The 25,934-nt window shown below is 61.8% G+C and carries 29 protein-coding genes and 2 pseudogenes; 23 read left to right on the top strand and 8 right to left on the bottom strand.

Annotation, left to right across the window (positions count from 1 at the left end):
* The first annotated feature begins 90 nt into the window (after positions 1-90).
* A complete protein-coding gene (locus BcanWU425_RS25615) occupies positions 91-1,290 on the top strand; it encodes an ABC transporter substrate-binding protein (RefSeq protein WP_085362428.1) in 1,200 nt (399 codons plus the stop codon).
* Positions 1,287-3,146: an AMP-binding protein gene (locus tag BcanWU425_RS25610; RefSeq protein ID WP_231188677.1), complete on the top strand. Its 1,860-nt coding sequence runs from the start codon at positions 1,287-1,289 to the stop codon at positions 3,144-3,146. Before BcanWU425_RS25615 ends, BcanWU425_RS25610 begins: the two co-directional genes overlap by 4 nt.
* 26 nt (positions 3,147-3,172) lie before the next feature.
* On the opposite strand, the gene BcanWU425_RS25605 is transcribed toward BcanWU425_RS25610, so the two are convergent.
* Positions 3,173-3,685: a winged helix-turn-helix transcriptional regulator gene (locus BcanWU425_RS25605; protein ID WP_018458768.1), complete on the bottom strand. Its 513-nt coding sequence runs from the start codon at positions 3,683-3,685 to the stop codon at positions 3,173-3,175.
* A 239-nt stretch (positions 3,686-3,924) separates the two neighbouring features.
* Between BcanWU425_RS25605 and BcanWU425_RS25600 the strand changes: the two genes are divergently transcribed.
* Both BcanWU425_RS25600 and BcanWU425_RS25595 read left to right on the top strand, forming a co-directional pair.
* Positions 3,925-4,557, top strand: coding sequence for a 2-hydroxychromene-2-carboxylate isomerase (locus tag BcanWU425_RS25600; protein WP_085351026.1), 633 nt, complete (start codon positions 3,925-3,927; stop codon positions 4,555-4,557).
* 99 nt (positions 4,558-4,656) lie between these two features.
* Positions 4,657-5,856, top strand: a complete 1,200-nt coding sequence (locus BcanWU425_RS25595; RefSeq protein ID WP_204510821.1) for a CaiB/BaiF CoA transferase family protein — start codon at positions 4,657-4,659, stop codon at positions 5,854-5,856.
* 33 nt (positions 5,857-5,889) lie between these two features.
* On the opposite strand, the gene BcanWU425_RS25590 is transcribed toward BcanWU425_RS25595, so the two are convergent.
* Together BcanWU425_RS25590 and BcanWU425_RS25585 are read right to left on the bottom strand one after the other, a co-directional pair.
* Complete coding sequence (locus tag BcanWU425_RS25590; protein WP_377830600.1) at positions 5,890-6,498, bottom strand: glutathione S-transferase family protein; 609 nt, start codon at positions 6,496-6,498, stop codon at positions 5,890-5,892.
* A 70-nt stretch (positions 6,499-6,568) separates the two neighbouring features.
* The gene (locus BcanWU425_RS25585) at positions 6,569-7,312 is read right to left on the bottom strand and encodes an SDR family NAD(P)-dependent oxidoreductase (protein WP_026233658.1); all 744 of its coding nucleotides are present in this window, start codon (positions 7,310-7,312) and stop codon (positions 6,569-6,571) included.
* Positions 7,313-7,541: 229 nt separating this feature from the next.
* Between BcanWU425_RS25585 and BcanWU425_RS25580 the strand changes: the two genes are divergently transcribed.
* The 7 genes from BcanWU425_RS25580 to BcanWU425_RS25550 all read left to right on the top strand — a co-directional run bounded on the left by BcanWU425_RS25580 (position 7,542) and on the right by BcanWU425_RS25550 (position 13,567).
* Entirely contained in the window at positions 7,542-7,787 is a 246-nt protein-coding gene (locus BcanWU425_RS25580) for a hypothetical protein (RefSeq protein ID WP_204510823.1), read from the top strand.
* A 14-nt stretch (positions 7,788-7,801) separates the two neighbouring features.
* Entirely contained in the window at positions 7,802-8,539 is a 738-nt protein-coding gene (locus BcanWU425_RS25575; protein WP_018458774.1) for an SDR family oxidoreductase, read from the top strand.
* A gap of 9 nt (positions 8,540-8,548) precedes the next feature.
* A complete protein-coding gene (locus tag BcanWU425_RS25570) occupies positions 8,549-9,730 on the top strand; it encodes an acyl-CoA dehydrogenase family protein (protein WP_018458775.1) in 1,182 nt (393 codons plus the stop codon).
* Between the two features lie 23 nt (positions 9,731-9,753).
* A complete protein-coding gene (locus BcanWU425_RS25565; protein ID WP_018458776.1) occupies positions 9,754-10,884 on the top strand; it encodes an acyl-CoA dehydrogenase family protein in 1,131 nt (376 codons plus the stop codon).
* Between the two features lie 14 nt (positions 10,885-10,898).
* A complete protein-coding gene (locus BcanWU425_RS25560; RefSeq protein ID WP_204510824.1) occupies positions 10,899-12,086 on the top strand; it encodes an acetyl-CoA C-acyltransferase in 1,188 nt (395 codons plus the stop codon).
* A 22-nt stretch (positions 12,087-12,108) separates the two neighbouring features.
* Positions 12,109-13,119, top strand: a complete 1,011-nt coding sequence (locus tag BcanWU425_RS25555; protein ID WP_204510825.1) for an NAD(P)H-dependent flavin oxidoreductase — start codon at positions 12,109-12,111, stop codon at positions 13,117-13,119.
* Between the two features lie 151 nt (positions 13,120-13,270).
* Positions 13,271-13,567, top strand: coding sequence for a YciI family protein (locus BcanWU425_RS25550; RefSeq protein WP_085350863.1), 297 nt, complete (start codon positions 13,271-13,273; stop codon positions 13,565-13,567).
* A gap of 24 nt (positions 13,568-13,591) precedes the next feature.
* On the opposite strand, the pseudogene BcanWU425_RS25545 reads toward BcanWU425_RS25550, so the two are convergent.
* Positions 13,592-13,759: pseudogene (locus BcanWU425_RS25545) on the bottom strand (acetyl-CoA C-acetyltransferase); the annotation flags it as partial.
* 170 nt (positions 13,760-13,929) lie between these two features.
* Here BcanWU425_RS25545 and BcanWU425_RS25540 point away from each other — a divergent pair.
* From BcanWU425_RS25540 to BcanWU425_RS25510, 7 genes are all read left to right on the top strand, one after another.
* On the top strand, positions 13,930-14,817 hold the full coding sequence (locus BcanWU425_RS25540) for an AraC family transcriptional regulator (RefSeq protein WP_204510826.1): 888 nt from the start codon (positions 13,930-13,932) through the stop codon (positions 14,815-14,817).
* Between the two features lie 208 nt (positions 14,818-15,025).
* Positions 15,026-16,099: an ABC transporter substrate-binding protein gene (locus BcanWU425_RS25535; protein ID WP_026233659.1), complete on the top strand. Its 1,074-nt coding sequence runs from the start codon at positions 15,026-15,028 to the stop codon at positions 16,097-16,099.
* A gap of 60 nt (positions 16,100-16,159) precedes the next feature.
* Complete coding sequence (locus tag BcanWU425_RS25530) at positions 16,160-16,984, top strand: ATP-binding cassette domain-containing protein (RefSeq protein WP_085350866.1); 825 nt, start codon at positions 16,160-16,162, stop codon at positions 16,982-16,984.
* Positions 16,981-18,237 carry a sugar ABC transporter permease gene (locus BcanWU425_RS25525; RefSeq protein WP_085350867.1) on the top strand — a complete coding sequence of 419 codons (1,257 nt, stop codon included), beginning with the start codon at positions 16,981-16,983 and terminating at the stop codon, positions 18,235-18,237. Before BcanWU425_RS25530 ends, BcanWU425_RS25525 begins: the two co-directional genes overlap by 4 nt.
* Before the next feature lie 27 nt (positions 18,238-18,264).
* Complete coding sequence (locus BcanWU425_RS25520; protein WP_085350868.1) at positions 18,265-18,993, top strand: SDR family oxidoreductase; 729 nt, start codon at positions 18,265-18,267, stop codon at positions 18,991-18,993.
* A 24-nt stretch (positions 18,994-19,017) separates the two neighbouring features.
* Positions 19,018-20,643, top strand: a complete 1,626-nt coding sequence (locus BcanWU425_RS25515; protein ID WP_204510827.1) for an FGGY-family carbohydrate kinase — start codon at positions 19,018-19,020, stop codon at positions 20,641-20,643.
* Between the two features lie 113 nt (positions 20,644-20,756).
* Complete coding sequence (locus BcanWU425_RS25510) at positions 20,757-20,933, top strand: hypothetical protein (RefSeq protein ID WP_158091523.1); 177 nt, start codon at positions 20,757-20,759, stop codon at positions 20,931-20,933.
* Between the two features lie 23 nt (positions 20,934-20,956).
* On the opposite strand, the gene BcanWU425_RS37575 is transcribed toward BcanWU425_RS25510, so the two are convergent.
* Entirely contained in the window at positions 20,957-21,550 is a 594-nt protein-coding gene (locus BcanWU425_RS37575; protein WP_311979540.1) for a hypothetical protein, read from the bottom strand.
* Here BcanWU425_RS37575 and BcanWU425_RS37570 point away from each other — a divergent pair.
* Positions 21,549-22,229, top strand: coding sequence for a hypothetical protein (locus tag BcanWU425_RS37570; RefSeq protein ID WP_311979541.1), 681 nt, complete (start codon positions 21,549-21,551; stop codon positions 22,227-22,229). The genes BcanWU425_RS37575 and BcanWU425_RS37570 overlap by 2 nt on opposite strands.
* Before the next feature lie 179 nt (positions 22,230-22,408).
* Here BcanWU425_RS37570 and BcanWU425_RS25500 read toward each other — a convergent pair whose 3' ends face one another.
* Complete coding sequence (locus BcanWU425_RS25500; RefSeq protein WP_231188675.1) at positions 22,409-22,843, bottom strand: hypothetical protein; 435 nt, start codon at positions 22,841-22,843, stop codon at positions 22,409-22,411.
* A 163-nt stretch (positions 22,844-23,006) separates the two neighbouring features.
* Positions 23,007-23,429, bottom strand: a complete 423-nt coding sequence (locus BcanWU425_RS25495) for a hypothetical protein (protein WP_231188673.1) — start codon at positions 23,427-23,429, stop codon at positions 23,007-23,009.
* A gap of 319 nt (positions 23,430-23,748) precedes the next feature.
* On the opposite strand from BcanWU425_RS25495, the gene BcanWU425_RS25490 reads away from it, so the two are divergent.
* Positions 23,749-24,048 carry a hypothetical protein gene (locus tag BcanWU425_RS25490; protein WP_143273136.1) on the top strand — a complete coding sequence of 100 codons (300 nt, stop codon included), beginning with the start codon at positions 23,749-23,751 and terminating at the stop codon, positions 24,046-24,048.
* Positions 24,049-24,572: 524 nt separating this feature from the next.
* The gene (locus tag BcanWU425_RS25485; RefSeq protein WP_085351027.1) at positions 24,573-24,878 is read left to right on the top strand and encodes a hypothetical protein; all 306 of its coding nucleotides are present in this window, start codon (positions 24,573-24,575) and stop codon (positions 24,876-24,878) included.
* Between the two features lie 28 nt (positions 24,879-24,906).
* Here the strand turns inward: BcanWU425_RS25485 and BcanWU425_RS25480 are convergent, their stop codons facing one another.
* A complete protein-coding gene (locus BcanWU425_RS25480; protein WP_204510828.1) occupies positions 24,907-25,059 on the bottom strand; it encodes a hypothetical protein in 153 nt (50 codons plus the stop codon).
* Positions 25,060-25,274: 215 nt separating this feature from the next.
* Here BcanWU425_RS25480 and BcanWU425_RS25475 point away from each other — a divergent pair, with 215 nt between their 5' ends.
* Both BcanWU425_RS25475 and BcanWU425_RS25470 read left to right on the top strand, forming a co-directional pair.
* Entirely contained in the window at positions 25,275-25,472 is a 198-nt protein-coding gene (locus tag BcanWU425_RS25475; RefSeq protein WP_231188671.1) for an SANT/Myb domain-containing protein, read from the top strand.
* Between the two features lie 26 nt (positions 25,473-25,498).
* Positions 25,499-25,804, top strand: a pseudogene (locus BcanWU425_RS25470) (MBL fold metallo-hydrolase); the annotation flags it as partial.
* Positions 25,805-25,934 lie beyond the last annotated feature (130 nt).

The following is a 25,934-nucleotide window of genomic DNA, read 5'->3' as shown; positions in this document are numbered from 1 at the left end:
TGCCTCTTCGCAAAGGGCGCGACGAGCCGCCACCGGCGCAACAAAACAAAGCCGCACACTCGAGAAGGGGTGCAAGTTTGGGAGGACGCAATGCTGGTGAGATGGAAGATCGTCGCGGCTCTGGCTCTATTCCTGAGTGGTCCCGCATTCGCCGCCGACGAGCCGGGAATCTCTGCTACCGAAATCAAGATTGGCGGGGTTTTTCCCTTCAGCGGACCGGCATCATCGATCGGTCTCGTGGGCAAGGGGCTCATGGCCTACGTTCAGGCGTTGAACGACCGCGGCGGCGTCAAAGGACGCAAGATCAACTACATCGCCTATGACGACGGATATAGTCCTCCCAAAGCGGTGGAGCACGTCCGCAAGCTCGTTGAGAGCGACGAAGTGTCGTTCATGTTCGGCCAGCTCGGAACCCCCGGCATCTCAGCCACTGCAAAATACCTTAGGGCCAAAGGGGTACCGAGTGTCGCCATCGTCAGCGGCTCGTCCAAGTTCACGGACGTCGCCAATTACCCGCTGATCACCACGGGTCTTGTCAGCTACGACACCGAAGGAAAAATCTACGCCAAATACCTGACGAGAACGCTACCGAACGCCAAGTATGCCATCCTCTATCAGAACGACGATCTCGGCAAAGATTACCTCGCTGCCTTCAAGGCGTTTCTCGGCAAGGATTTCGACCGCAAGGTCGTCAGTGCTTCCTACGAGGTCACTGAACCGACGATTGATTCGCAGATTACCAATCTGAAGAGCTCGGGTGCCGAGGCCTTGGTGATCGCCGGGACGCCGAAGTTCGCGGCGCAAGCCATCCGGCAAGCTTCGGTGATCGGCTGGAAGGCGACCGTGATCATCAATTTCCCGTCCGGATCGGTCGGAGGCACGCTTGCACCGGCCGGGCTCGACAAATCGGTCGGCGTGATGGTCGGCACGACCAACAAGGATGTCCTGGACGAGACATGGAAGGACGATCCGGGCATGCGGGCTTACCGGGCATTTTTCGACAAGTATCTGCAGGGCGCCGATATCACCAACGGCAGCTATCTGACCGGCTATCAGCAAGGCGTCCTGCTCGAGCAAATCCTCAAGCAATGCGGTGATGATCTGTCGCGGAAGAATATCCTGGCGCAGGCGAAGAACCTGAAAGACGTCGTCGTTCCGACTGTGCTGCCCGGGATCAAGGTCAACACCAGCGAGACCGAGAACATGATCTGGACGCAGATGCGGCTGCAGCGCTGGACCGGCACGACGTGGCAAGCGTTCGGAGACGTCCTGGACGCCAGGTCCGAGTGACGCTTGGCGCAGCCCGTTCTATCCATCCGCGGCAATTCAGGAGATCGTTTTCGATGTCGACGAAGCCATTGACGTTTGCGCCAAGGGAGCTCTCCGTCGAGCGCCGGACCGACGGCACGCTCATATTGAGGTCGCCGCTCGAATTGGGGCCATGTGACTGGCGCGTCACCGATTTTCTGCCGCGCTGGGCAGCCGCGGCTCCGCAGCGAATATTCCTCGCACAGCGCAATGCCAAAGGGGGATGGGACGAGATCACCTATGGCGAAGCATGGTCGCAGGTCCAGGCGGTCGGCCAGAGTCTGATGGACATGGGCGCAAAGCCGGCTGACAGGCTGGCCGTGCTTTCGGGCAACTCCATCGAGAACGCGGTGATCTCCTTTGCGGCGATGTCGATAGGTGTCATTCTGGCGCCTATATCGCCGAACTACACGCTGATGCCCGGCGGCCTTGCGCGCCTCAAGGACATCGCGCAGGTGCTGCGTCCGAACTTCGTTTTCGTTCAGAGTGGACGCGACTTTTCCGCGGCCCGTTCCATTCCCGAATTGGCAGACTCGACCTGGATCAGCGTCGATGGCGCGCCGGAGACGACGCCCTTCCGGGTCCTGACGGATCGAACGGACCGTGAAGGATTCACGCGTGCGTCGGGTGCAATCCCCAGCGACGCCGTTGCAAAAATTCTCTTCACCTCCGGTTCGACCGGCCTGCCAAAGGGCGTGCTGAACACGCATCGCATGATGGCGAGCTCGCTGCAAATGGGGAGCCTGCTGGTGTCGCCTCCGGAGGCGCCGGTTCAGGTCGAATGGCTGCCGTGGCACCATACGATGGGCAGCAACGTCATTCTTCACGGCATTCTCAGGAACGGCGGGACGCTCTACATCGATGACGGTCGGCCGCTGCCTCAGCTCTTTCACAAATCGGTGGCGAACCTCAAGGAGATCTCGCCGACGGCGATGTTCAACGTTCCCGCCGGCTATAACCTGTTGTGCGATGCCATCGAGAACGACTTCGCCCTCGGCGCCAGCATCTTCAAACGGCTGGATCGATTGAGCTACGCGGGGGCTGCCATTTCGCAAGGAACGCTCGAAAAACTCTATCGGCTGACTTCATCGGTCACGGGCCGGCGGATTCCGGTGATGTCGGGGTACGGGACGACCGAAACGGCGCCGACAATCAGCACGACGCATTGGGCAACGGATCGGCCGGGCGAGATTGGCCTTCCCGCGCCGGGCGTGCAGCTGAAACTGATCCCTGTTTCCGACACGTACGAGGCCAGGGTCAAGGGCCCCAACGTCACCCCCGGTTATCTCGGCAGAGCCGATCTGACGGAGAAGGCTTTCGACGAGGAGGGGTTCTACCGCATCGGCGACACCGTGTCGTTTATCGATCCCGAGAAGCCGGAGTTCGGTCTGCGTTTCACCGGCAGAATTTCGGAGAACTTCAAGCTCGCGAACGGCACCTGGGTTGCGATCGGCAATATGCGTGCCGCCATCCTGGCCGCAACGCGCGGCGTCCTACTGGACATTGTCGTTGCCGGAGAAAACCGTGATGCCTGCGCGCTGCTGTGCTGGCTGAATCCAACCGAGGCGGCGCGGATTTCGAACGCGCCGGCTGCGGATTTGACCTGCGACCCCAAGGTGATCGAATTCCTGAGACATCGTTTGCAGGAATACAATGAGGCCGTCGGAAGCAGCGAAAAAATCTGCACGTTCACCCTGCTGAAGGATCCGCCCTCATTGGCCGCGGGAGAAATCACCGACAAGGCCTATGTCAATCAACGTGCTGTGCTCAAGCACCGGGCTGAACAAGCGGACCGTCTCCACTGCAACGAACCCGACGCAGCCGTGATTCGAGTCTGATTCAGTGCCTGACGCCGGTGGCCGGCTCAAGCGGCGCTGCGGCGCGCCTTTGCCTTCGGCTTGTCAGGTGCGGCTGTCGTCAGCGGGCTTTGGGCGCCGGGGCCTGGATGGGTATGAACCTCCTTGGCCGAGAGCGGCTCGCCGCATTCAGAGCACACCATGACCGGGTCGAAGTCCTTTCCGCACTTGCGGTGCTGGTGCAGCAGCGGCCGGCCGCGCTCGTCGACCATGTGAGTGTCGCCCCAATGCACGAGCGCCATCATGATCGGATAAAGGTCGAGACCCTTCTGGGTCAGGATATATTCGTGCCGCTTTGGCGCCTCCTGGTAGGGAATGCGGCGCAGAATGCCCTGCCGGACCAGCTTCTTCAGCCGTTCGGCGAGGAGATGACGTGTAATTCCGAGCGCCGACTGGAATCCTTCGAAGCGCCGCGTGCGCAAAAAACATTCGCGCAGGATCAGAAGGGTCCAGCGGTCACCGATCACGCCGATGGTTCGGGCCATCGAACACGGCTCTTCCTCCAGTTCTTTCCACTTCATCCGTATTCTCCAGTCATCCCAGCGAGACCCGCTCGAATCGCTGCCGAGGCCGCCATATTTGCCTTGCATTCTAGATAGGTACTGAATTCCAAACAATACCCGATGAAACGGTCAAACCAGCATAAATCTAGCCGAATTTGACAGTTCGTTTTTAGAACTGTAGAAGTGAGAACAGGCAAGCCATGCGATTGGATCGCCGGTCCCTGACCATCCAATACGCTCTGCGGGAGAAAGCGGTCATGACCCTCAAGGTTGAATTCCAGTTCGATTTCGGCAGCCCAAACGCGTATCTGGCGGAGGTCGCCATCCCCGGGATCGAGCGGCGGACCGCGGTAAAATTCGAGTACGTCCCGGTCCTGCTCGGCGGGATCTACAAGGCGACCGGCAACATGTCCCCGTTCGACTCGCTTCGCGGGATCAAGAACAAGCCGGAATACCAGGCGCTCGAGACCCAGCGGTTTATCCGCCGCCACAACATCACGAAATTTCGTCAGAATACCTTCTTTCCAGTCAACACTTTGATGCTGATGCGCGGCGCCGTCGCGGCCCAGTTCGAAGGCGTATTCGAACCCTATTTCCGCGCCGCCTATCATCACATGTGGGAGGAGCCCAAGAAGATGGATGATCCCGAAGTGTTCCGGACCGCATTTGCCTCCTCGGGGATCGACATCGACAGGCTGGTTACGCGCGCGCAGCAGGATGACGTCAAAAAGAAGCTGATTGACCTGACCAATGACGCCGTCGCCCGCGGTGCCTTCGGCTCGCCGACATTCTTCGTCGGCAAGGAGATGTTTTTCGGCAAGGATCAACTCCGGGACGTCGAGGAATCGATCGTCGAACAGACCCGGCAGCCCGTTTCCAAGACCGGCTAGTTACCGACTTGCGGTCCGTGCGGGTTGAGGCGAAGGGCTGGCGGTAAGCCGGAGTTTATCCTCAGCCCGTCGGCAGAAAAACAATCCAGGGAGAGTGAAATGGCTGGTCCGCTTAGCGGCGTTCGTGTCCTCGATCTGACCGGCGTGGTGTCGGGCCCGTTTGCGACCATGTTTCTGGCGGACCAGGGCGGCGACGTGCTCAAGATCGAGCCGATCGGTGGCGATATCACCCGTCGCAGCCGGGCCACCATCGACAAGGACGGCGAGTTCTCCGCGCTGTTCATCTCGTCCAACCGCGGCAAGCGTTCGCTCTCGATCGACGTCAAGAGCCCCGCCGGGCACGAGGTGCTGGCCAAGCTGGTCGCGCAGGCCGATGTTCTGGTGCAGAACTTCCGGCCCGGCACCATGGAGCGCCTCGGCCTCGGCGTCGAAGAACTGCGCCGGCGTCATCCGCGCTTGATCTATGTCTCGATCAGCGGCGTCGGCGACACCGGGCCCTATGTGAAGAAGCGCGTCTACGATCCAATCATTCAGGGCCTGTCGGGCTTTGCCGATATCCAGTCGCAGCCGGTCACCAATCGCCCGCAGATGATCCGCACCATCGTGTGCGACAAGACCACCGCCGTGTTCACCGCGCAGGCGGTGGCGGCGGCGCTCTACGCGCGTGAGAAGACGGGGCAGGGGGATCATATCCAGGTCGCGATGCTGGACGCGATGATTTCCTACCTCTGGCCGGAAGGCATGATGCAGTACACGGTGGTCGGAGCCGAGGCCGCTGCCGCCGATCCCAACGACCGCCCGGATCTCGTGTTCAAGACCAGCGATGGTTACATCACGGCCGGCACCATCTCAGATTCCGAATGGCAGGGCTTCTGCCGCGCGTCCGGCGATCCCGAACTCGCCAACGATGCCCGGTTTGCGACCCCGTCCGCGCGTTCGGTGAACGCCACGGCGCGCATCAACAAGATGGCGGAGTATATCGGCCGGCACACGACCGCCGAATGGCTGGAGCGGTTGGACGCTGCGGATGTCCCTTGCGCGCCGATCCTGCGGCGCGGCGAGATCATCCACAATGAGCAGGTCGTGGCGCGCGGAATCATCGCGGAGTTCGACCAACCGAAGGTCGGCCGTGTGCGCCAGCCCAAGCCCGCGGCTCGCTTCGAGGTCAACCAGGCTGCCATCGGCGGACCGGCCCCGCGCGTCGGGGAGCACTCGCGCGAGGTGCTTCGCGAACTGGGCTACGATGATGGCGCGATCGACGATATGGTCGCTGCACGCACGTTACGCGTGGCCATGTAGGTCGATGCACTTCGCGCGTCCGGCGAACGGTTCTCAGGCCTTGGCAGGCGTCGGTTTAATTGGTGCGCGCGGAGCATTCGCGGCAACCGCTCGCTGGTAAGCCTCCCGGCTTCGCATGCGCTCGAGATAGGGCTGCGCATTGTCGCAGATGCCTACCCCGTAGGCGACCGCCCAGTCCAGGCACGTCGTCAGCAGGATGTCGGCGCTGCTGAATCGCTCGCCCATGATAAAATGTCGGCCGTCGGCCAGCGCGACCTCGACATGGCGCAGCTGCGCCCGAAAGTATTCTGCGGCTTGAGCTACGACCTCCGGCGCGACGCCGTAAATTGGGCCGAGCGCATCGGCGCTGTGACGGCGCATCACATACAGGCTAGTCGAGTCGAGCTCGGTGACGATAAAGAAGCACCATTCCAGCCACGCGGCATAGTCGCGGGTGGATTCAGGGATCAATGCACGCTCCGGCGTTGAGTACATCCGCGACAGATAAGCGACGATCGCGGCGCTCTCGCCGATGCGGAAATCACCGTCCTGCAGCAGCGGAATCTTCTGGCGCGGATTGAGCCTGGTATATTCGGCGGTCTTGGTCTCGCCGGTCCGTGGGCCGATCGGTTTGATCTCGTAGGCCAGCCCCAGCTCGTGCATCGCCCAGTGCGGCCGAACGGTGCGGCTTGTCCCGACGCCCCACAAAGTGAGGTCTGGATTGTCGCTCATGTCACCATTTCTCTACGGCGGGGCGAAGATCGAGTTCATGGGTCCAGCCGTCGCGGCTTTGCTGATGGGCAAACCAATACGCTTCGGCAATTGAGGAGGTCTTGGTCAGGCTGTCGGGCGGGATCTCACTGGCCTCGATCCCCCTGGCCGCTTTCATGCGCTGATGAATAGCCTCGCTATCGACGCCAGCGTCGATGATGAGATGGACGACGTGAATGTTCTTGGGCCCGAGCTCGCGCGCCATCGCCTGGGCCAGCGCGCGAAGGCCGAATTTTGCCGACGAGAACGCGACAAATCCCTTGCTGCCCCGGATGCTTGCGGTCGCACCGGTAAAAAGAATGGTGCCGCATCGGCGCGGCAGCATGACGCGCGCGGCTTCGCGTCCGACCAGGAAGCCGGCGTAACAGGCCAGCTCCCAGGCCTTGAAGAAGAGCTTTTCGGTAGTCTCCAGCAGGGGCTTGTTGACGTTCGAACCGGCATTGAACAGGCAGATCTCGATCGGACCGATGTCGCGCTCGACGCCCGCGAATAGCTTCTGGACTTCTGCTTCCTGACGGGCGTCGACGCTGAAGGCGTGGATGTTGTGGCCTTTCGCCCTGAGCTCGTCGACAAGCGCCTGAGATTTGGTCGGATCGCGTCTGCAGATGCAAATAGTGTAGCCGCCGCTGGCAAACCGCCGCGCAACGGCAGCGCCGATGGCATCACCCGCGCCGACCAGCATCGCGACCCCGCGACTTTCTCCCATGCTGCCTCTCCCATAAGTTCTTATTTGATACGCTAGGGGTATCGGTTGGAAGTCCGGTTGTAAACGGTGTTCTCAAGAGCGCTGGAACAGGGCAGTAAGCTTGCCGTTTTCTGATCCGATCGTGACAACAAAATAGCGATTGACGAGTTCTAAAAAAGAACGCATGCTTCGCTTCGAGGCGCAATGCTGAAAAAGGCGCCGATGTTTTTCATTCGGGAGGCGGTTAGTCGTGGCGAAGCTGTCGCAAGCACTCGGTCTCGATCAAACCGCTTTTCGGTTTGCTGGCCGCATCGACCAATCGACAGATCGCCATCTTGCCAAAGCGGTGGACCAGATCGGGCCGATCGAGGACTGCGCCACGACCATGGTAGCCGCGATCGGCGCGATGGCGAATCCCGATCGTTCTGGTCTCGCTCAAAAAATGTGGTCCACCAGGGCCGATAGAACTGCTTCGCACACAGCGCGCCTAACCTAACTGGGAGAAGTTCCTTGAAAAAGAGAAATGCAACCGTCGCCGTGATCGGCGCGGGCGATTTCATCGGTGGCGAGATCGCCAAGAAATTTGCCTCCGAGGGCTTTACTGTCTTCGCGGGTCGCCGCAACGGCGACAAGCTGGCGCCGCTGGTCAAGGAGATCGAGGCTGCCGGCGGCGAGATCCACGCACGTTCGCTCGACGCGCGCAAGGAGGAGGAGATCGTCTCCTTTCTGAGCGACGCCGACAAGCACGCACCATTGGATGTCTGCATCTTCAATATCGGTGCCAACGTCAACTTCCCGATCCTCGAGACGACCGAGCGCGTGTTCCGCAAGGTCTGGGAGATGGCCTGCTACTCCGGTTTCCTCGCCGGGCGCGAGGCGGCCCGGCTGATGCTGCCGCGCGGCCAGGGCAACATCTTCTTCACCGGTGCGACCGCTTCATTGCGCGGTGGCAGCGGCTATGCCGCCTTTGCCAGCGCCAAATTCGGACTGCGCGCTGTGGCGCAGGCGATGGCGCGCGAACTCGGCCCGAAGAATATCCACGTCGCGCACCTCGTTATCGATTCCGGCGTCGACACCGAATGGGTCCGCCAGCGGCGCCTGGAAGCGCTCGGGCCTAATGCGCTCGACGATCCGGATCTGCTGATGCCGCCGGCCTCGGTCGCGGCGTCCTATTGGCAGCTGTATCAGCAGCCGAAGAGCGCCTGGACCTTTGAGCTGGAAATCCGCCCCTTCGGTGAGAAGTGGTAGGAAGCGCAGATGGAACTCGCACTGTCTCCCGAAGATGCGGCCTTCCGTGATGAGGTGCGCGCTTTCATCGCCGAAAACTATCCGAAGGAAATGCGGGTCCCTAATCCGGAGACCGACCTGACCAAAGAGCAATCGTTGCTCTGGCACCAAATTCTCTACGAGAAGGGCTGGATCGCGCCGCTTTGGCCCAAGGAATTTGGCGGCCCTGGCTGGTCGATCACCCGGCGTTTCATCTTCGAGCAGGAGACCAGCCGGGCCGGGACGCTGCCGCCGTTGGCGTTCAGCGTCACCATGGTTGGTCCGGTCATTTACACCTTCGGCAATGATGCCCAGAAGCAGAAGTTCTTGCCGCGGATACTGTCGGGTGAAGACTGGTGGTGCCAAGGCTATTCCGAGCCGGGCTCAGGCTCAGACCTCGCCACCGTCCGGACCAAGGCTGTGCGCGACGGCGACCATTACATCGTCAACGGTCACAAGACCTGGACAACGTTGGCGCAGCACGCCGACTGGATCTTCTGCCTGGTGCGTACTGATTCGAGCGCCAAGCCTCAGGCGGGCATCTCGTTCCTCCTGATCGACATGAAGTCGCCAGGCGTGACCGTGCGTCCGATCATCACGATCGACGGTTCGCACGAGGTCAATGACGTCTTCCTCGAGGATGTCCGCGTTCCCGTCGAGAACCTGATCGGCGAGGAGAACAAGGGCTGGACCTACGCAAAATTCCTGCTGGGCAACGAGCGCACCAGCATGGCCGGGATCGGCCGGTCGACGCGCTACCTCGACCGGTTGAAGAAGATCGTGAAAGCGGAGATCGCAGCGGACGATCCGGCGCATCTCGAATTTCGCAAGGAGATCGGCCGGCTCGAGCTCGATGTGCTCGCGCTCGAGGCCACCGAGCTGCGGGTCGTTGCCCAGATGGCGCGCGGCATCGATCCGGGGCCCGCGGCCTCGCTGTTCAAGATCCGCGGCACCGAGATCTTCCAGGGCATTACCGAGCTCACACATCGTGCCATCGGCAACTATGGCCTGGCGCTTCGCGAGCAACCGTCGGGCGCAAACCAGTTCATGCCGGGTGCCGATTACGGCCACACAGCGTCGGAGAAATACCTGAACGCGCGCAAGCTCAGCATCTACGGTGGATCAAACGAGATCCAGCGCAACATCATCGCCAAAGCGGTGCTCGGTCTCTAGCAACAGCGCAACAAGAGGATCGGATGGATATCCAGTTCACGGAAGAGCAGGAACTGTTGCGCTCCAGCGTACAGCGTATGCTACGCGACCAATACAGCTTCGAGGCGCGCCGCAAGATCGTGGCCAGCGAAGAGGGCTGGAGCCGCAAGCAGTGGGGCGCTTTTGCGGAGCTCGGCCTGCTCGCCGCGCCATTCTCCGAGGAGAGCGGCGGACTTGGTGGCGGCCCGCTCTCTACTATGATCGTTGCCCAGGAGTTCGGCCGCCACCTTGTCGTGGAGCCGTACGTGGAGACGGTCGTGCTGGTCGGCGGCTTGATCGAGCAGGCAGGGACGAAAGAGCAGAAGCAGGCCTTCATTCCCGATATCATCGCCGGACACAAGATCTGGGCGCTGGCCTGGACCGAAAAAAACTCGCGCTTCGATCTCGCCAATGTCGCGGCCACGGCGCGGCGAGAGGGAAAGGACTACACGCTTAGTGGTGAGAAGACCGCCGTCATAGCGGCGCCTTGGGCCGATTATCTCATCGTCTCCGCCCGGACTGCCGGCAAGCGCGACGATTGTGGCGGCGTCAGCCTGTTCGTCGTCGACGCCCGGGCGGCGAATCTCGAATTGCGGAGCTTCAAGACCATCGACGGCCGCCGTGCCGCGGAGATCACTTTCCGCGATGTGCGCGGCGAGTTGCTCGGCAGCGAGGGCGAAGGCGTCGCCCTGCTGGAAGGCTGCCGCGACAGGGCCATCGGCGCGCTCTGCGCCGAGGCGGTCGGCGCGATGGCCGAACTGAACTCTGCGACGCTGGAATACGCCAAGGCCCGAAAGCAGTTCGGCGTCACCATCGGCAGCTTCCAGGTGTTGCAGCACCGGATGGTCGACATGTTCATCGCGCATCAGGAGGCGCTTTCCCTGATGCAGCATCTCAGTCTCAGCCTCGGTGCCGGCGAAAGTGGCATCTCGCGCCTCGCCTCCGGCGCCAAGTCGAGGGTCGGCTATGCCGGCAAGTTCATCGCCGACCAGGCGGTGCAGCTCCACGGCGGCATGGGCATGACCGACGAATTGAACGTCGGTCACTACTTTAAGCGAATCTCCTCGATCAATATCCAGTTCGGCGATCCCGCTCACCACTTGCTGCGTTATGTGCAGCTCGACGCGGCAGCGTAACCAAAGAGGCAGCCATGACGACAGAGGCAGTTATCGTTTCCACCGCCCGCACCGGCGTCGGCAAGGCCTATCGCGGTGCGCTGAACAACACCGAGGGGCCGACCATGGCTGGCCATGTGATGGCCGAAGCGGTGAGGCGCGCGGGCGTTGAGCCGGACGAGGTCGAAGACGTGGTGATGGGTTGCGCGATGCAGCAGGGCACCATGGTGATGAACGTCGCACGCAAGGGGGCGGTTCGTGCCGGCCTGCCGGTCACCGTCGCCGGCACCACGATCGATCGGCAGTGCGCCTCCGGCCTGCAGGCGATCGCGGTCGCGGCCCGCTCGATTATGCTGGACGGCGTCGAGATCGCGATCGGAGGCGGGATCGAATTGATCAGCCTGGTGCAGAACGAACACATGAACAGGTTCCACGCCGTCGACGACGAGCTGATGGCGATGAAGCCCGAGATGTACATGTCGATGCTCGACACTGCCGAGATTGTCGCCGAGCGCTACAAGATCGGTCGCGACCGGCAGGACGAATACAGCCTCGAATGTCAGCGCCGCATTGGTGCCGCGATGCAGGCCGGTCGCTTCAATGACGAGATCGTCCCGATCACAACGACGATGGCCGTCGTCAACAAGGACACCAGGGAAGTCTCCTATCAGCAGGTGACGCTGTCGAAGGACGAAGGGCCGCGCCCCGAGACCACGGCGGAAGGACTGGCGAAGATCAAGCCGGTATTCGAAGGCAAGACCATCACGGCCGGCAATGCCAGCCAGCTCTCCGACGGAGCATCGGCCTGCGTGCTCATGAGCGACAAGACCGCCGCCAAGAAGGGCCTTAAGCCGCTCGGCATCTTCCGCGGCTTCGTCGCCGCCGGAGTCGAGCCGGACGAAATGGGCATCGGTCCGGTCGCGGCGATCCCGCGCCTTCTCAAGCGCCACGGCCTGAGGATCGATGACATCGATCTTTGGGAGCTGAACGAAGCCTATGCTGTCCAGGTGATCTACTGCCGCGACAAGCTCGGCATCGATCCGGACAAGCTGAACGTCAATGGCGGCTCGATCGCGATCGGCCATCCCTACGGCATGACGGGCAGCCGGCTTGCGGGCCATATCCTGATCGAGGGGCGGCGGCGCAAGGCGAAGTACGGCGTGGTGACCATGTGCATCGGCGGCGGCATGGGCGCGGCCGGCCTATTTGAACTCGTCAACTGATCGGAAAGCGGAGAAAGCGCACGTGAAGACAGCAATCACTGAACTGTTCGGCATCCAGCATCCGATCATCCAGGGCGGCATGCATTATGTCGGCTTTGCCGAGCTTGCCGCCGCGGTCTCGAATGCCGGCGGTCTCGGCATCATCACCGGCCTGACCCAGCGGACGCCGGAGCTGCTGGCGAAGGAAATCGCGCGCTGTCGCGACATGACCGACAAGCCGTTCGGTGTGAACCTGACCTTCCTGCCGAGCTTCACTGCACCGCCTTATCCGGAATATATCGCCGCCATCAAGGAAGGTGGCGTCAAGGCGGTGGAGACCGCCGGCCGCAGCCCGGAAGCGTACATGCCCGCGCTGAAGGCTGCCGGCATCAAGGTGATCCACAAATGCACTTCGGTGCGGCATTCGCTGAAAGCCGAGAAGATCGGATGCGACGCCGTCAGCGTCGACGGCTTCGAATGCGGCGGCCATCCCGGCGAGGACGATATCCCGAACATGATCCTGCTGCCGCGCGCGGCGGATGAACTGAAGATTCCGTTCGTGGCCTCGGGTGGCATGGCGGATGCGCGCAGCCTCGTTGCTGCGCTGTCGATGGGCGCCGCCGGCATGAACATGGGTACCCGCTTCGTCGCAACCAAGGAAGCGCCCGTCCACGCCAACGTCAAGCAGGCCCTCGTCAAAGCCACCGAACTCGATACCGTGCTGGTGATGCGCGCGCTGCGTAACACCGAGCGCGTGCTCAAAAACAAGGGTGTCGATCAGTTGCTCGAAGTCGAGCGCGAGAAGGGGACGAGCCTCAAGATCGAGGACATCCATGAGCAGGTCGCGGGTGTCTACCCCAGGGTGATGGTCGATGGTGACATGGATGCCGGTGCTTGGAGCTGCGGCATGGTGGTCGGACTGATCCACGATATCCCGACGGTGAAGGAGCTGATCGACCGCATCATGAGGGAAGCCGAGCAGATCATCCGGCAGCGGCTGACTGGATTTCTTGACGGTACTGTCGCCGATCTGGCCACGCGCGCCGTTGCTTGACAAAGGTTTGCATGCGAGCGCTTCAGTGCCGAGATCAATGCTCGCTGATCGCATTGAGCAGCGGATCGGCGTGACCGATTGATCTCTCAAGTTGGGGGGGCGGGCCAGGCGACAAGCAAGCTGAAATGTCGTTTTCACCGAGGAGCGGCCAATGAAGTACTATCTCTGCAAGTACATTCCGCCCCGGGCGGATTTCCTGGCGACCATGAGCGCCGCTGAGAAACAATGGATGAAGCAGCACGGTGCGTTCCTGGATGATCTGCTCGCAAAGGGGCAGATCGTCGCGCACGGACCCGTCACGGACCCGCGTGGCGGTTATGGCGTGTCGCTCTATCAGATCCCGGACGATCTCGACATCGAGGCGGTCACCTCGGAAGATCCTGTCGTGAAGAACGGCGCCGGCCACTATGAGCATTACCCGATGATGCATTTGAAGGCGCGCGGCTGAGATCCTCCCCTGGACCAATTTGGCAGCGTGGGTGGCATGACCTTTGATCTGTGCCAGCACGGGTAGGCCATCGCGATCGGCGAGACAGCGTTTTGCAAGGATGGGAGCCGCGGCGCCGTCGGCATTGGCGGGGGAGGCGGCCGGCGTAATAGTGCCGTTGGTGCGGAACGCTGCCTTCAATCCGGGAACTTGGCCGGACGGCGTGCTGCACGTCAAAAAAGTATCAGTTCACATCTGAAATGGTGGTGGCGTGCCTAGGTACTGGTCGCTACTCTGCCAACGAGAGGAAGCGCTGAACCAATCAGCCGATAAGGGAGCGGAGGCGGATCATTACAAGCCGCACCGGCCTGAAGGGAGGGGACATGGAACCGGACCTGGAAGTTGTCCAGATACGGCGCGGCGAGTCATTCAAGGCGTGGTCGCACGGCTACCCATTCCACACCGTCCGCTGGCATTTCCATCCCGAGTACGAGCTCCATCAGGTCGTGGCCACCAGCGGACGCTATTTCGTCGGTGACTTCATCGGCGACTTCGAACCAGGTAATCTCGTGCTCACCGGCCCCAATTTGCCGCACAATTGGGTGAGCGATCTGCCGGCAGAGTGCGCCATCCCGCTACGCGGACGCATCCTTCAATTCAGCGAAGAATTCATCGGCGACCTGATGAAGGTCATGCCTGAGCTTTCGGGCCTTGCCGCACTGCTGGATTTTTCCCGGCGTGGTGCGCTGTTCACCCGCAGCACGAGCGATGCGCTCGTCCCACTCATGGAGGAGATCGTCACGGCGAACGGCGTGCGCCGGATCGAGCTGTTCTTGATGATCTTGGGGATACTCTGTCGCGCCGCGCGACAGGCGCGTCCGCTGTCCAGCCCAAACTATCTGCCCGATCCGTCTGGCTACATGTCCGTGGGAATGAACAAGGCACTCGCATTCATCCGGAAGAATCTGACGCAACCTTTCGGCGAAGCGGAGCTTGCTGCGATCGCCGGTCAATCGCAAAGCGCATTTTCGCGCTCGTTCCGCCGGCACACGGGCATGTCATTGGTGCAATACGTTAAGCGGCTGCGTATCAATCTCGCTTGTCAGATATTGATGAGCGACGAGCAGGCTTCCATCACCGACATCTGCTTCGAGGTCGGCTTCAACAATCTCTCCAATTTTAACCGGCAGTTCCTGGCCGAGAAAGGCATGCCCCCTTCGCGCTTCAGACGATTGTTGGCGCACAACATCGATGCGGCGCACGCGGCCTAGCCGCATAGGAGCAAAGAAGGAGGATCGTTACGGAAGAATGACGCGGACACGCCGACGGCGGTGTCCGCGACAGCAATCGTTCGACCAGAATTCTGCGCGGCTCCGAGCACCGGCGCTCATCGTGCCGTCGGAAACGGAAGCAGCGAGGGCCTGACTTCGAAGGATCAACGACGACACCCTGACACCCAGTCTGGAAAGGAAATCTGAAATGAGAAAGTTCTCTGCTAAATATGCGGGCACAATTGGCATAGCCCTCTCGCTGCTCGGCACAACAGCCATTTCTTCGCGGGCCGCAGAGGTGAAGAACGCGACCGTCGCCTTCCTGATGCCGGACCAGGCCTCCACCCGCTATGAACAACATGATTATCCGGGCTTCGTCGCAGAGATGAAGAAGCTGTGCGACAGTTGCAAGGTGATCTACCAGAACGCCAGCGCGGATGCCGCGCGGCAGCAACAGCAATTCAACTCGGTGATTTCGCAGGGCGCCAAGGTAATCGTGCTCGACCCCGTCGACTCCACTGCCGCGGCATCCCTGGTCAAGATGGCACAATCGCAAGGCATCAAGGTCATTGCCTATGACCGGCCGGTCCCCGACGCCAAGGTCGATTTTTACGTGTCCTTCGACAATCAAGCCATCGGCAAGGCTATCTCCGAATCGCTCGTCAAGCATCTTAAGGCCGCCAACGCGACGGCGAAGGAGGGCGAAGGCGTACTCGAAATCAATGGATCGCCGACCGATGCCGCTGCGGGACTCATCAAGAAGGGGATCCACGAGGGGCTTGATAAGAGCGGCTATCCAATTCTGGCCGAATACGACACGCCGGACTGGGCGCCGCCGAAGGCGCAGCAATGGGCGAGTGGCCAGATCACCCGCTTCGGCAAGAAGATCCTCGGCGTCGTAGCTGCCAATGACGGCACGGGCGGTGGCGCAATTGCCGCCTTCAAGGCCGCAGGTATCGAGCCGGTGCCGCCGGTGACGGGCAACGATGCGACGATTGCCGCGCTTCAGCTCGTCATCGCAGGCGATCAGTACAACACGATCTCCAAACCCAGTGAGATCGTGGCAGCTGCTGCGGCGCAAGCGGCGGTGAAATTCCTCTCCGGAGAGATGCCCAAGGCGGAAGCTACGCTATTCAATGCGCCATCGAAGTTGTTCGTGCCGGCCGTCGTCACTCAGGAGAACCTGAAGGCGGAGATTATCGATAAGAAGATCCAGACGGCCGATCAGCTCTGCACGGGCCGATATGCCGCGGGTTGCAAGAAGCTTGGCATCACGCAGTGACGACGTCGGTCCCGGCCGCTTCCGGCGGCCGGGACGAAGGATGAGAGGGCGAATTGGGACATGACCACGATCTCGGATGCCGATGACGCGCAGGGCGGACCGCGCAAGCCGGTCTTGAGTCTTCGCGGAATTTCCAAGCATTTCGGCGCCGTGTCCGCCCTGACCGATGTTGATCTCGATGTGCATGCCGGCGAAGTCGTGGCACTTGTGGGTGATAACGGTGCAGGAAAATCCACGCTGGTGAAGATCCTTGCCGGCGTGCACCAACCCACCTCCGGAACGATCACGTTCGGCGGTGAACATGTTGTCCTGTCCGACCCATCCATGGCACTCGGCCTCGGCATCGCCACCGTTTTCCAGGATTTGGCCCTCTGCGAGAATCTCGACGTGGTCGCAAACATCTTCCTCGGCCGCGAGCTCAACCCGCTGCGGCTCGACGAGGTCTCCATGGAGCTTCGCGCCTGGACCTTGCTCAACGAGCTGTCAGCGCGGATCCCGAGCGTGCGAGAGCCCGTGGCGTCGCTCTCCGGCGGACAGCGCCAGACCGTGGCGATCGCGCGCTCGCTGCTGACTGAGCCGAAACTCATTCTGCTCGACGAGCCGACTGCGGCGCTCGGCGTTGCCCAAACCGCTGAGGTGCTAGACCTCGTCGAACGCGTTCGCGCACGCGGTCTCGGCGTCATCATGATCAGTCACAACATGGAGGACGTCCGCGCGGTTGCCGATCGGATCGTGGTGCTGCGCCTCGGTCGCAACAACGGCGAGTTCGATCCCGACGTGTCCAATCAGGATCTCGTTACGGCGATTACCGGAGCGGACGAAAATTCTGTCTCGCGCCGCGCCAGGCGGCGCCGCGCCCCTCAGTCGCCGGAGCTTGGGCGATGACCGACGACACGCAACAGGTTTCGACGGCGCGGTTGCTCGACCGCAGTGACGAACGAGTCAAGCACGCGGACACGCTTGGAAACATGATCGGCGCCTTTGTGGACCGTGTGCGGTCGGGTGATCTCGGAGCGCTGCCGGTGGTCGTCGGGCTCATCGTCATCTGCGCGGCGTTCGAGACTCTCAACCCTGTTTTTCTCGCGCCGAACAATCTGGTCAATTTGCTTTTCGATTGCGCGACAGTGGGTGTGATCTCGCTGGGCATCGTCTGTATCCTGATGGTCGGCGAGATCGATCTGTCGGTCGGATCGGTGAGCGGGTTCTCTTCGGCGCTCGTCGGCGTGCTTTGGGTCGCTCAGGATTGGCCGGTCGCCGTGGCGATCGTCACGGCGTTGGTGCTGGGCGCTGCCATCGGCGCGCTCTATGCATTTTTGTTCAATCGTCTGGGTATGCCGAGCTTCGTCTCGACGCTGGCCGGCCTGCTGACGTGGCTCGGCCTGCAGCTGTATCTGCTCGGCTCCTCCGGCTCGATCAACCTTCCGTATGGATCGACGCTGGTCAATTTCGGACAGATGCTCGTCATGCCGTCGATCGTATCCTACGTGCTGGCGGCGGTCGCGAGCGTGGTTATGTTCGTGACCGGCTACCGAACGGCCGCGCGCCGGCGGGCGGCGGGGCTATCGGCCAGTTCGCTTGGCCGCATGGTGCTGAAGGCGCTGCTGGTCACCATCGTGCTCGAATTCGTTGTCTATTATCTCAATCTCGGGCGCGGCATTCCCTGGATGTTTGGTCTGTTCGTCGGCTTGTGCGTGATCATGAATTACGCATTGACGAGAACCAAATGGGGCCGCTCGATGTCTGCCGTCGGCGGCAATCGCGAGGCGGCCCGTCGGGCTGGCATCAACGTTCGCCGGGTCTATTCGACCGCATTCATGTTGTGCTCCACGCTGGCCGCTGCCGGCGGCATTCTGGCCGCAGCGCGGCTGGCATCTTCCAGCCAGCAGGCCGGGACCGGGGATGTGAACCTCAACGCGATCGCCGCCGCGGTCATCGGTGGCACGAGCCTGTTTGGCGGCCGCGGGAGCGCCTATTCCGCGCTCCTCGGCGTCATCGTCATCCAGTCCATCGCGAGCGGCCTCACGCTGCTCGATCTCTCCTCGTCGCTGCGGTACATGATTACGGGCGCAGTACTTGCCATTGCAGTCATCGTCGATTCGCTGGCACGGCGCTCGCGCCTTTCCCACGGCCGAGCTTGAACAACTCTCATAGGAAAAGGACAAGCCTTGGCCCAGGAACTTGCAGAAAAAGTCGCGGCGATCACCGGCGCCGCATCGGGCATCGGTCTCGAATGCGCTAGAACATTGATCGGGGCCGGCGCGCGGGTAGTGCTGATCGATCGGGCGGAGGAGGCGCTGAGCAGCGCCTGCGTTGCGCTGGGCGATCAGGCGATTCCTTTACGTATCGACCTCACCGATCCCCTGAGCATGGAAGAGATGATGCCGCAGGTGCTGGAGAAAGCGGGTCAACTGGACATCTTCCATGCGAATGCTGGTGCCTATGTCGGCGGCGAGGTGCTTGGCGGCGATCCCGACGCCTGGGACCGCATGCTCAATTTGAACGTCAATGCGCTGTTCCGGTCGATCCATGCGGTGCTGCCGCACATGGTTGAGCGCAAGAGCGGCGACATCATCGTCACCAGTTCGATCGCAGGTCTCGTGCCTGTCGTCTGGGAACCGATCTATACCGCGTCCAAGCACGCCGTGCAGGCTTTTGTGCATACTCTGCGCCGGCAGGTCGCGAAACACGGTTTGCGCGTCGGCGCCGTTGCGCCCGGTCCAGTCGTGACCGCGCTCATCAAGGATTGGCCCAAAGAGAAGATCGAGGAGGAAATGGCGGCCGGTGGCTTGATGCAGCCCGTGGAAGTCGCGCAGGCAGTGCTCTTCATGTTGACGCGCCCGAGAAACGTCACCATCCGCGACCTCGTCATTCTGCCGCAGAGCAACGATCTGTAACATCTTCCGATCGGCGATCCTGAGATGAACAAGCAACCCGATAACCGCCATTTCCTTGGCATCGATGTCGGCACCGGCAGCGCACGGGCCGGACTCTTCGACCGCTCCGGCAGGCTCCTGGCGAGTGACAGCGCCCCTGTTGCACTTTGGCGGGAGGCTGGCGACGTGGTCGAGCAGTCGAGCGAGGATATCTGGCGTGCCGTATGCCGCAGCGTGCGTAGCGCGGTGGTGCAGGCGGGTATCGCGGCGGACAGTATCGCTGGCATCGGCTTTGACGCGACCTGCTCGCTGGTGGTGCTTGGCGAGGCGGGTGTGCCGCTGCCCGTCGGGCCGTCCGGCGATCCTGCTCGCAACGTCGTTGTATGGATGGATCACCGCGCTGCGGATCAGGCGCGCCGTATCAACCAGTCGGGCGAGAAAGTTCTCGACTATGTCGGCGGAACGATCTCTCCCGAGATGGAGACGCCGAAACTGTTGTGGCTCGCCGAAAACATGCCCGAGACGTTCTCCCATGCGTGGCAGTTTATGGACTTGACTGATTTTCTCACTTGGCGTGCAACAGGGAGTTTGTCCCGCTCCATTTGTACCGTGACGTGCAAGTGGACCTATCTGGGCCACGAAGACCGCTGGGACGATCAATTCTTCCGCAGGATTGGCCTCGGCGTGCTGCCGGATGAGCAGTTCCGCAGGATCGGCACCGAGATCGTGCCCGGCGGGACCAGGCTGGCAGCGGGCCTGACGGCGAAGGCCGCGGCCGATCTCGGACTCGCGACGGGTACGCCGGTCGCCGCCGGCCTCATCGATGCACATGCCGGCGGGGTTGGTACGGTGGGGGCGCGCGGAGCGGCGGGTACGGTGCTCACGCGCATGGCCTATGTATTCGGAACGTCCGCCTGCACCATGTCGACCACACCGGACCCATCCTTCGTCCCTGGCGTTTGGGGACCTTATTTCTCCGCCATGGTGCCTGGGCTTTGGCTCAATGAAGGCGGACAGTCGGCCGCCGGCGCTGCGATCGAGCATCTGTTGCAGATGCATCCGAATTCCGCGCAAGCGACACAGGCTGCGGGCCAGAAGCAGCAGACGCTTGCCGATTGGCTTGCCTCGGAAATCGAATCACGCGGCGGTGCCGAAATGCTCCCGGATTTGGTCGGCCAGCTTCATGTCGTCCCCGAATTCCTCGGCAATCGAGCGCCGTTCGCCGATCCCGGCGCGCGCGCACTGATTGCGGGCCTTGATATGCGCTCGGATCTGGAGAGTCTGCTCGCGCTTTATCTTGCAGGGCTTTGCGGCCTCGGCTGCGGGGCCCGGCAGATCGTTCGCGCTCAGCAAGACAAGGGCATTGCGGTCGATACGATCGTGGTCAGCGGCGGTGCCGCAAAGAGCCGCCTCGTGCGGCAGGTCCTCGCCGATATGACGGGTTTGACGGTCGCTGCGCCAGCCTCTCCGGAGGCCGTCCTGCTCGGCTCCGCGATGCTTGGATCAGTTGCCTCGGGCGACCATTCCGACCTCAGTGAGGCGATGCAGGCGATGTCGGTCTTGGGAGACATCCATCAACCCCAGGCCGCTTTGGCAGGCTGGGTTGATCAGCGCATGGGAGCCTTCGAGGCTCTGCAGAAGGTCGGCCGGGCAATTAGAAGAGCTTCTTAGCTCTTGCCAACTGGACCCGGCACCAAGCACGGCATCTGACCGGGCCGAGGCGCGATCCTAGACCATCCGTGGTTCTGAGAGCCCATGGGGCAAGGTCGTTGCGATCGTGAACGGTGAGCGCCAATGAGGCAGGACCGCTGCATCCTGGCACGACGCATCTGGTCGCGGACCTGACGGAGAAGTTCGACGACATCAACTGGCTCGTCGCGGCCAAAGGCGGTCGCCAGCGTCAGGGGGCGGCTGAAGGGATCCTGTGGGCGGGGAGTAACCCGGGTCTCGCCCCGCTGTAGGCGGGGCGAGATGCCTGCTTTTCTCAGATGAGGAAGTCGGTCGGGTGCAGGCTCGCGGCGTGGACACCGTCGAGTGTAATGGTGTCGCTCGCCGATACATGAATCACGGCATCGCCGTCGGCATTGTCGCTGATCAGCTTCGACAGCGCCGTCCAGTCCGCAAAGCCGTAATCGTGCAGGTTGATCAGATCGTGCTCGGTCACGGTGCTGCCGACCGCCTTGTTTCCTTGATCGAAGTCGGTGATGAGGTCGTTGCCGGAGCCGGTGTTGAAGACGAAGGTGTCGCTGTTCCCGCCGCCCGAAAGCTGGTCATTTCCGGCGCCCCCGTTGAGCAAATCCTTGCCGCCGGTGATCGAGCCCGGTGTTGCGGGATCATAGACCTTTGCATCGCCATACAGAAAGTCGGTGGCCGCTCCGCCGGTGAGGATATCGTTGCCGCGATGGGCATTGCCGGACATGGTCGGAGCGTCGCCGAACAGCATATCGCGCGCATCGTCGGTGTACTCGGTGCTGATCTTGACCGTGAGGATGTCGTTGCCACCCTGTGCGTTGTCGGTCAGGGACGTGGAGGAATCTCCCGACAGCGACGCACCGGCCCAGACGTTTTCGCCGCTCATGGTCAAGATGATGTTGTCGTTGCCGCCATGCGCATCGCCGCTGATGGAGCCGATGGCATCGCCGCTGGCTCTCGCTGAACCCTCCCGGGTGTTCAAGCTGATGTCGAGCGTGTCGTTGCCGCACCTGCGCCGTGCCGCTCATGGAGCCACCGGCATCGCCGGCGTACACATTGTCGAAGCCTCGCCAGCCCACAGCGCCCGTGATGGTGTCACTGCCGCCGTGCGAATTGCCGGACATGTCGCCGGCGACATCGCCGAAAGCATGCACGTTGGTGTACATCGAGTGGTCTTGGGTATCGATCGTGTCGTTGCCGCCCCTGGCGTCGTCGGTCATCGCCTGGGCATCGCCGACCACGAGGGCGGCGTTCCAGCCGTAGTTGACGTTGACCGTGAGCGTGTCGTTGCCGCCGTGGGACTGGCCATGCAGCGTCGTGTTGTCGTCGCCAAAGATCGTGACCTCTGCTTCGGGCTGAGTGATGGTTGCGGTCACGGTGTCGTTGCCGCCCCAGGCGTCCGTGGTGGTCGGAAAGTTCGGATCTCCGATGACGGTTTCGATTTGGCCAAATTGGTCGAGCAGGATGTCGATGGTGTCGTTCGGCAGATGCTGCATGGCGTAACTCCCATTTCATTGTCGGAGGCGGGCCTGACATCGGCAAAACTCTTGCGCGACGTGCTGTGACCACGCTTCACGGAGACGAATCTAGCTTTGGTCGATGGCGGAGATTTGCTGGAATTCGGGACAGAGTTTGTTCGCGACAGGTTTCGCTGCGCCGTGCGGCGAAACTGGTCGGTGCGCACTCGCGATTGCGATGTCGCCCCGCGCGTCGGGGTACGACATCGCCGCTTTGATTTATTCCCTCAGATGATGAAGTCGGTCGGATGCAGATTCGCCGCGTGAATCCCGTCCAGCGTGATCGAGTCGTTGCCGGAGAGATGAATCACGGCATCGCCGGAAGCATTGTCGCTGATCAGACTCGACAGCGCCGCCCAGTCCGCGAAGCCGTAATCCTGCACATCGATCAGATCGTGTTCCGCTGCGGTGCTGCCGACGGCCTTGTTGCCCTGATCGAAGTCGGCGATCGTGTCGTTGCCGGAGCCGGTGCTGAAGGCGAAGAAGTCGCTGTTCCCTCCGCCCCACATCCAGTCGTCGCCCGCTCCGCCGTTCAGCGTGTCGCTGCCGCCGGTGATCGAGCCTGGCGTCGCCGGTTCATAGATTCCTGCATCGCCATACATGAAATCCCGGCCGACGCCGCCATTGAGGATATCGTTGCCACCATGAGAATGACCGGCCATGATCGGCGCGTCGCCGTACACTGACGAGACCGCATCCGCGTACTGGCCTTCGATCTTGACGGTCAGGACATCGTCGCCGCCCTGGGTAAGATCGTCAGGGACGTCGACGAGTCCCCCGACAAGGTCGCGCCGGCTATGGCGCTGTCGCCGTTCAAGGTGACCGTCATATTGTCATTGCCGCCTTGCGCAAGGCCGCGCAGGGCGCCGATGGCGTCGCCACTGACGGTCGCCACGCCGTCCGTGGTGAGCACGCTGACATCGAGCGTGTCGTTGCCGCCGTGCGAGGTGTCATCATGGAACCGCCGGCATCGCCGGCGAACAGGTTGGCGCCACCGCGCCACGCGATCGAGCCGGTTATCTCGTCATGGCCGCCCTGCGCGTTGCCCGACATGTCCCGCGCGACGTCGCCGAAGGCCGAGACAGTGGTATAGACCGTGCCATGGGCATCCGCGACGATGGTGTCATTGCCGCCCTTGGCGTCCTCGATCATCGATTGGGCATCGCCCACCACGAGAGCGGTGTTCCAGCCGCCGCCGATATCGGCGAACAATATGTCGTTTCCGCCTTGCGAGTGACCAAGCAGCATCGACTGGTCATCGCCGAAGATCGTGAGCCTCGTATTGAGCTCGGTGACGTTGCCGTCACGGTGTCGTTGCCGCCCGAGACGTCCTTGGCTGCGGGAAATCCGAGATCTCCGTACACGGTCTCGATTTGACCAAACTGGTCAAGGATGACGTCGAAGGTATCGTTCGGCAGATGCTGCATGGCGTAACTCCCATTTCATGTCGGTAGCGGGCCGGACGTGTGCACCAGTCTTGCGACACGCTTGATCGACACGCTTCACCGGAAGCAAATCTGCCCTTGGCAAATGGCAGAGATTTGAATGAATTCAGGAGAGAGTTTGATTGCTCGCATCGATCTGCGGTCGCGCCCGCGAGAAAGAGAATGTTGATGGAACTGTCGGCGAGGATCTACCGCCGATTGGCGCGTTCGAGTGCGAGCTTACTTCTCCTCTGGTTGGGATGAAGCGCAGCTTTCGCCGTCGTCATTTCCTCGATCAAGTCGGCGATACCGTCTCTCGCGATCTTGTCAGTGACAAGAGACAACAACCGACTATGGCGCGCTATCTTGTTGTCGATCTCATCGCATTTGCCGCACGTGAGCATACCCTGCGCTATTGCAGGCGGAGCGAACGAGGCAACTGAGACTAAAAAATGTTCATTGCCGAGCTTCGTTCCTGCCGCCATGGACGGTTGGGACGCTGGCTTGCTGTGCGAGCCAGTGACGGCGGCGGTTTTTACTTGTGCGTCGGTGGGACCTCATTGAGGAGCTTCGAGACCGCAGTGACAAGCTGGGCCGGTGCAAACGGCTTCTGCAACAGGATGCTATTTGGGACGCCCTGCGAACCCCAATCGTTACCTCGGCAGACGAGAGGATGTCAGTCGCGAAGCCTGCCTCCAGCAGGGCTTCCTCGACACCGCCTGCAATGGGTATTCATCCTCCACCACCAAGATGAGAGGCGACGGCGCTGTCATGTTCACTCCGTCTCGGAACGCTGAACCTACTATGTTGCGGCGCTTTGTTCCCTGAAAATGTGTCCAAAAGTGAACATAGGCCGATCCGAGGGCCCCAGGGAGCTGGCCGGCTGCATGGCGGATATCAAGGCCGACGAGACGGAGCATGGGCGCACTCTCAATCTTCCGTGGTGGAGGACGTAGCGCCGATCCGCATGATGGTCTGCGACATGCTGGAGGAGTTGGGCGACAAGGTCATCGCCGAAGCAGGCACCCTGAAGGAAGCAATCGAAGTCGCGCGGGTGGCAGACTTCGATCTGGCCATTCTCGACCTGAGGCTTGCCGATGAAACAACTGAACTGGTGGCGGAGATCACTCGTGGTCGCGGGTTGCAATTTTTCTTCCTGACCGGCCACACATCCGATGGATTGCCGGGCGGCTTCCGCAATGCTCCCCGATTGGAGAAGCCCGTCCTCTGCTCCGCGCTCGCGGAGATGATCGAAAACTGCGCCAGGTCTTGACCAGCGAACAGGCCGCTCGCGGGGAGTTTCACGCTGCCAACTTGCCCTTCGCCAAGCTTTCAAGATGTTTCCACGCCAAAGCGGCCCTCAACCACTTCAAACGCTCGGCAGCACAGGTCGCGGCGACCGCTTTGCGCATTGCGGCGATGGCCTCTGCTTGATGGTCAAGGTCTCTGGTCATCGGAGCGATCATTCGCTCGAATTATTAAAGCCGACGAAAATTTACGGCCCGGAAAACTACCGGCTTGCCCCGCCGTGGAGCCTCCATCCAAGCCCTGTGCTCGCTCAGTCCGGCGCCATCCGCTCGCCTTGTCCTGCGAGATAGGCATCATATGTTAAAGCACGACTCAGCAATTGCAGCCCGATAACCTGGCAACAGGCTGGGGACGCGGGACGATGGCACAGTCACGCTATCCGTTGATCCGGAGGTGGACACCGGAAGAGCATCAACAGCTGCTGGTGATGGCGGCGGCTGGGCGCCGACCCGACGAGATCGCCCAGGCGCTCGGCAGGACAGAGCCGGCCGTGCGAGGCCGCGCCAACCTGCATAACATCCCGCTGCGACTGATGACGCAAAAGCGAAACGGCCCATGATCAAGGGCGCGTTTGGACCAATGCCGATGGACTATTTCGTGTGGCTGGCGAGGGGAGGCGGCCGCATCTTCGTCATCGACACCGGGTTCAATGCCGAGGTCGCGAAGCAGCGCAGGCGAAATTACCTGCGCTGCCCGGTAGAGACGCTTGCCGCGTTCGATATCGACGCTGCCCACGTCAAGGACGTGATTCTCACGCATCTGCACTACGACCACGCCGGCAATTTCGACCGATTTACGCATGCGCGGTTTCACCCTCAGGAGCGCGAGCTTGCCTGTGCGACCGGGCGCTACATGCTTTATCCTCGGCTGTCGCATTCGTTCGAAGTCGAGGATGCCGGGAAGCGTAGCTGTGCACGTTACATCGGTGCGGTCGCTGCTCGCCGACGAGACCTCGACCAAATGGCTCGATGCTGCCGTGAATACCAGGCTGCCTTGGGCCGCAGGGTACCGGACCCGCTGC

Origin of the sequence: Bradyrhizobium sp. WU425 (genome assembly GCF_021052305.1) — a bacterium.
GTDB classification, from domain to species: Bacteria; Pseudomonadota; Alphaproteobacteria; order Rhizobiales; family Xanthobacteraceae; genus Bradyrhizobium; species Bradyrhizobium canariense_D.
The sequence above is the reverse complement of the archived record's forward strand: the minus strand, read 5'-3'. Positions and strand labels throughout refer to the sequence as shown.

Bases quoted from the DNA above. Each gene is read 5' to 3' on its own strand.
- BcanWU425_RS25540 (WP_204510826.1), top strand. From the start codon at position 13,930: ATGGAACCGGACCTGGAAGTTGTCCAGATACGGCGCGGCGAGTCATTC.
- BcanWU425_RS25615 (WP_085362428.1), top strand. From the start codon at position 91: ATGCTGGTGAGATGGAAGATCGTCGCGGCTCTGGCTCTATTCCTGAGT.
- BcanWU425_RS25530 (WP_085350866.1), top strand. From the start codon at position 16,160: ATGACCACGATCTCGGATGCCGATGACGCGCAGGGCGGACCGCGCAAG.
- BcanWU425_RS25605 (WP_018458768.1), bottom strand. From the start codon at position 3,685: ATGAAGTGGAAAGAACTGGAGGAAGAGCCGTGTTCGATGGCCCGAACC.
- BcanWU425_RS25565 (WP_018458776.1), top strand. From the start codon at position 9,754: ATGGATATCCAGTTCACGGAAGAGCAGGAACTGTTGCGCTCCAGCGTA.
- BcanWU425_RS25560 (WP_204510824.1), top strand. From the start codon at position 10,899: ATGACGACAGAGGCAGTTATCGTTTCCACCGCCCGCACCGGCGTCGGC.
- BcanWU425_RS37575 (WP_311979540.1), bottom strand. From the start codon at position 21,550: ATGAGCGGCGAAAACGTCTGGGCCGGTGCGTCGCTGTCGGGAGATTCC.
- BcanWU425_RS25585 (WP_026233658.1), bottom strand. From the start codon at position 7,312: ATGGGAGAAAGTCGCGGGGTCGCGATGCTGGTCGGCGCGGGTGATGCC.
- BcanWU425_RS37570 (WP_311979541.1), top strand. From the start codon at position 21,549: ATGGTCAAGATGATGTTGTCGTTGCCGCCATGCGCATCGCCGCTGATG.
- BcanWU425_RS25590 (WP_377830600.1), bottom strand. From the start codon at position 6,498: ATGCACGAGCTGGGGCTGGCCTACGAGATCAAACCGATCGGCCCACGG.
- BcanWU425_RS25515 (WP_204510827.1), top strand. From the start codon at position 19,018: ATGAACAAGCAACCCGATAACCGCCATTTCCTTGGCATCGATGTCGGC.
- BcanWU425_RS25475 (WP_231188671.1), top strand. From the start codon at position 25,275: ATGGCACAGTCACGCTATCCGTTGATCCGGAGGTGGACACCGGAAGAG.
- BcanWU425_RS25570 (WP_018458775.1), top strand. From the start codon at position 8,549: ATGGAACTCGCACTGTCTCCCGAAGATGCGGCCTTCCGTGATGAGGTG.
- BcanWU425_RS25480 (WP_204510828.1), bottom strand. From the start codon at position 25,059: ATGACCAGAGACCTTGACCATCAAGCAGAGGCCATCGCCGCAATGCGC.
- BcanWU425_RS25525 (WP_085350867.1), top strand. From the start codon at position 16,981: ATGACCGACGACACGCAACAGGTTTCGACGGCGCGGTTGCTCGACCGC.
- BcanWU425_RS25595 (WP_204510821.1), top strand. From the start codon at position 4,657: ATGGCTGGTCCGCTTAGCGGCGTTCGTGTCCTCGATCTGACCGGCGTG.
- BcanWU425_RS25495 (WP_231188673.1), bottom strand. From the start codon at position 23,429: ATGCTGCTTGGTCACTCGCAAGGCGGAAACGACATATTGTTCGCCGAT.
- BcanWU425_RS25600 (WP_085351026.1), top strand. From the start codon at position 3,925: ATGACCCTCAAGGTTGAATTCCAGTTCGATTTCGGCAGCCCAAACGCG.
- BcanWU425_RS25550 (WP_085350863.1), top strand. From the start codon at position 13,271: ATGAAGTACTATCTCTGCAAGTACATTCCGCCCCGGGCGGATTTCCTG.
- BcanWU425_RS25485 (WP_085351027.1), top strand. From the start codon at position 24,573: ATGATGGTCTGCGACATGCTGGAGGAGTTGGGCGACAAGGTCATCGCC.
- BcanWU425_RS25535 (WP_026233659.1), top strand. From the start codon at position 15,026: ATGAGAAAGTTCTCTGCTAAATATGCGGGCACAATTGGCATAGCCCTC.
- BcanWU425_RS25500 (WP_231188675.1), bottom strand. From the start codon at position 22,843: ATGGCCGGTCATTCTCATGGTGGCAACGATATCCTCAATGGCGGCGTC.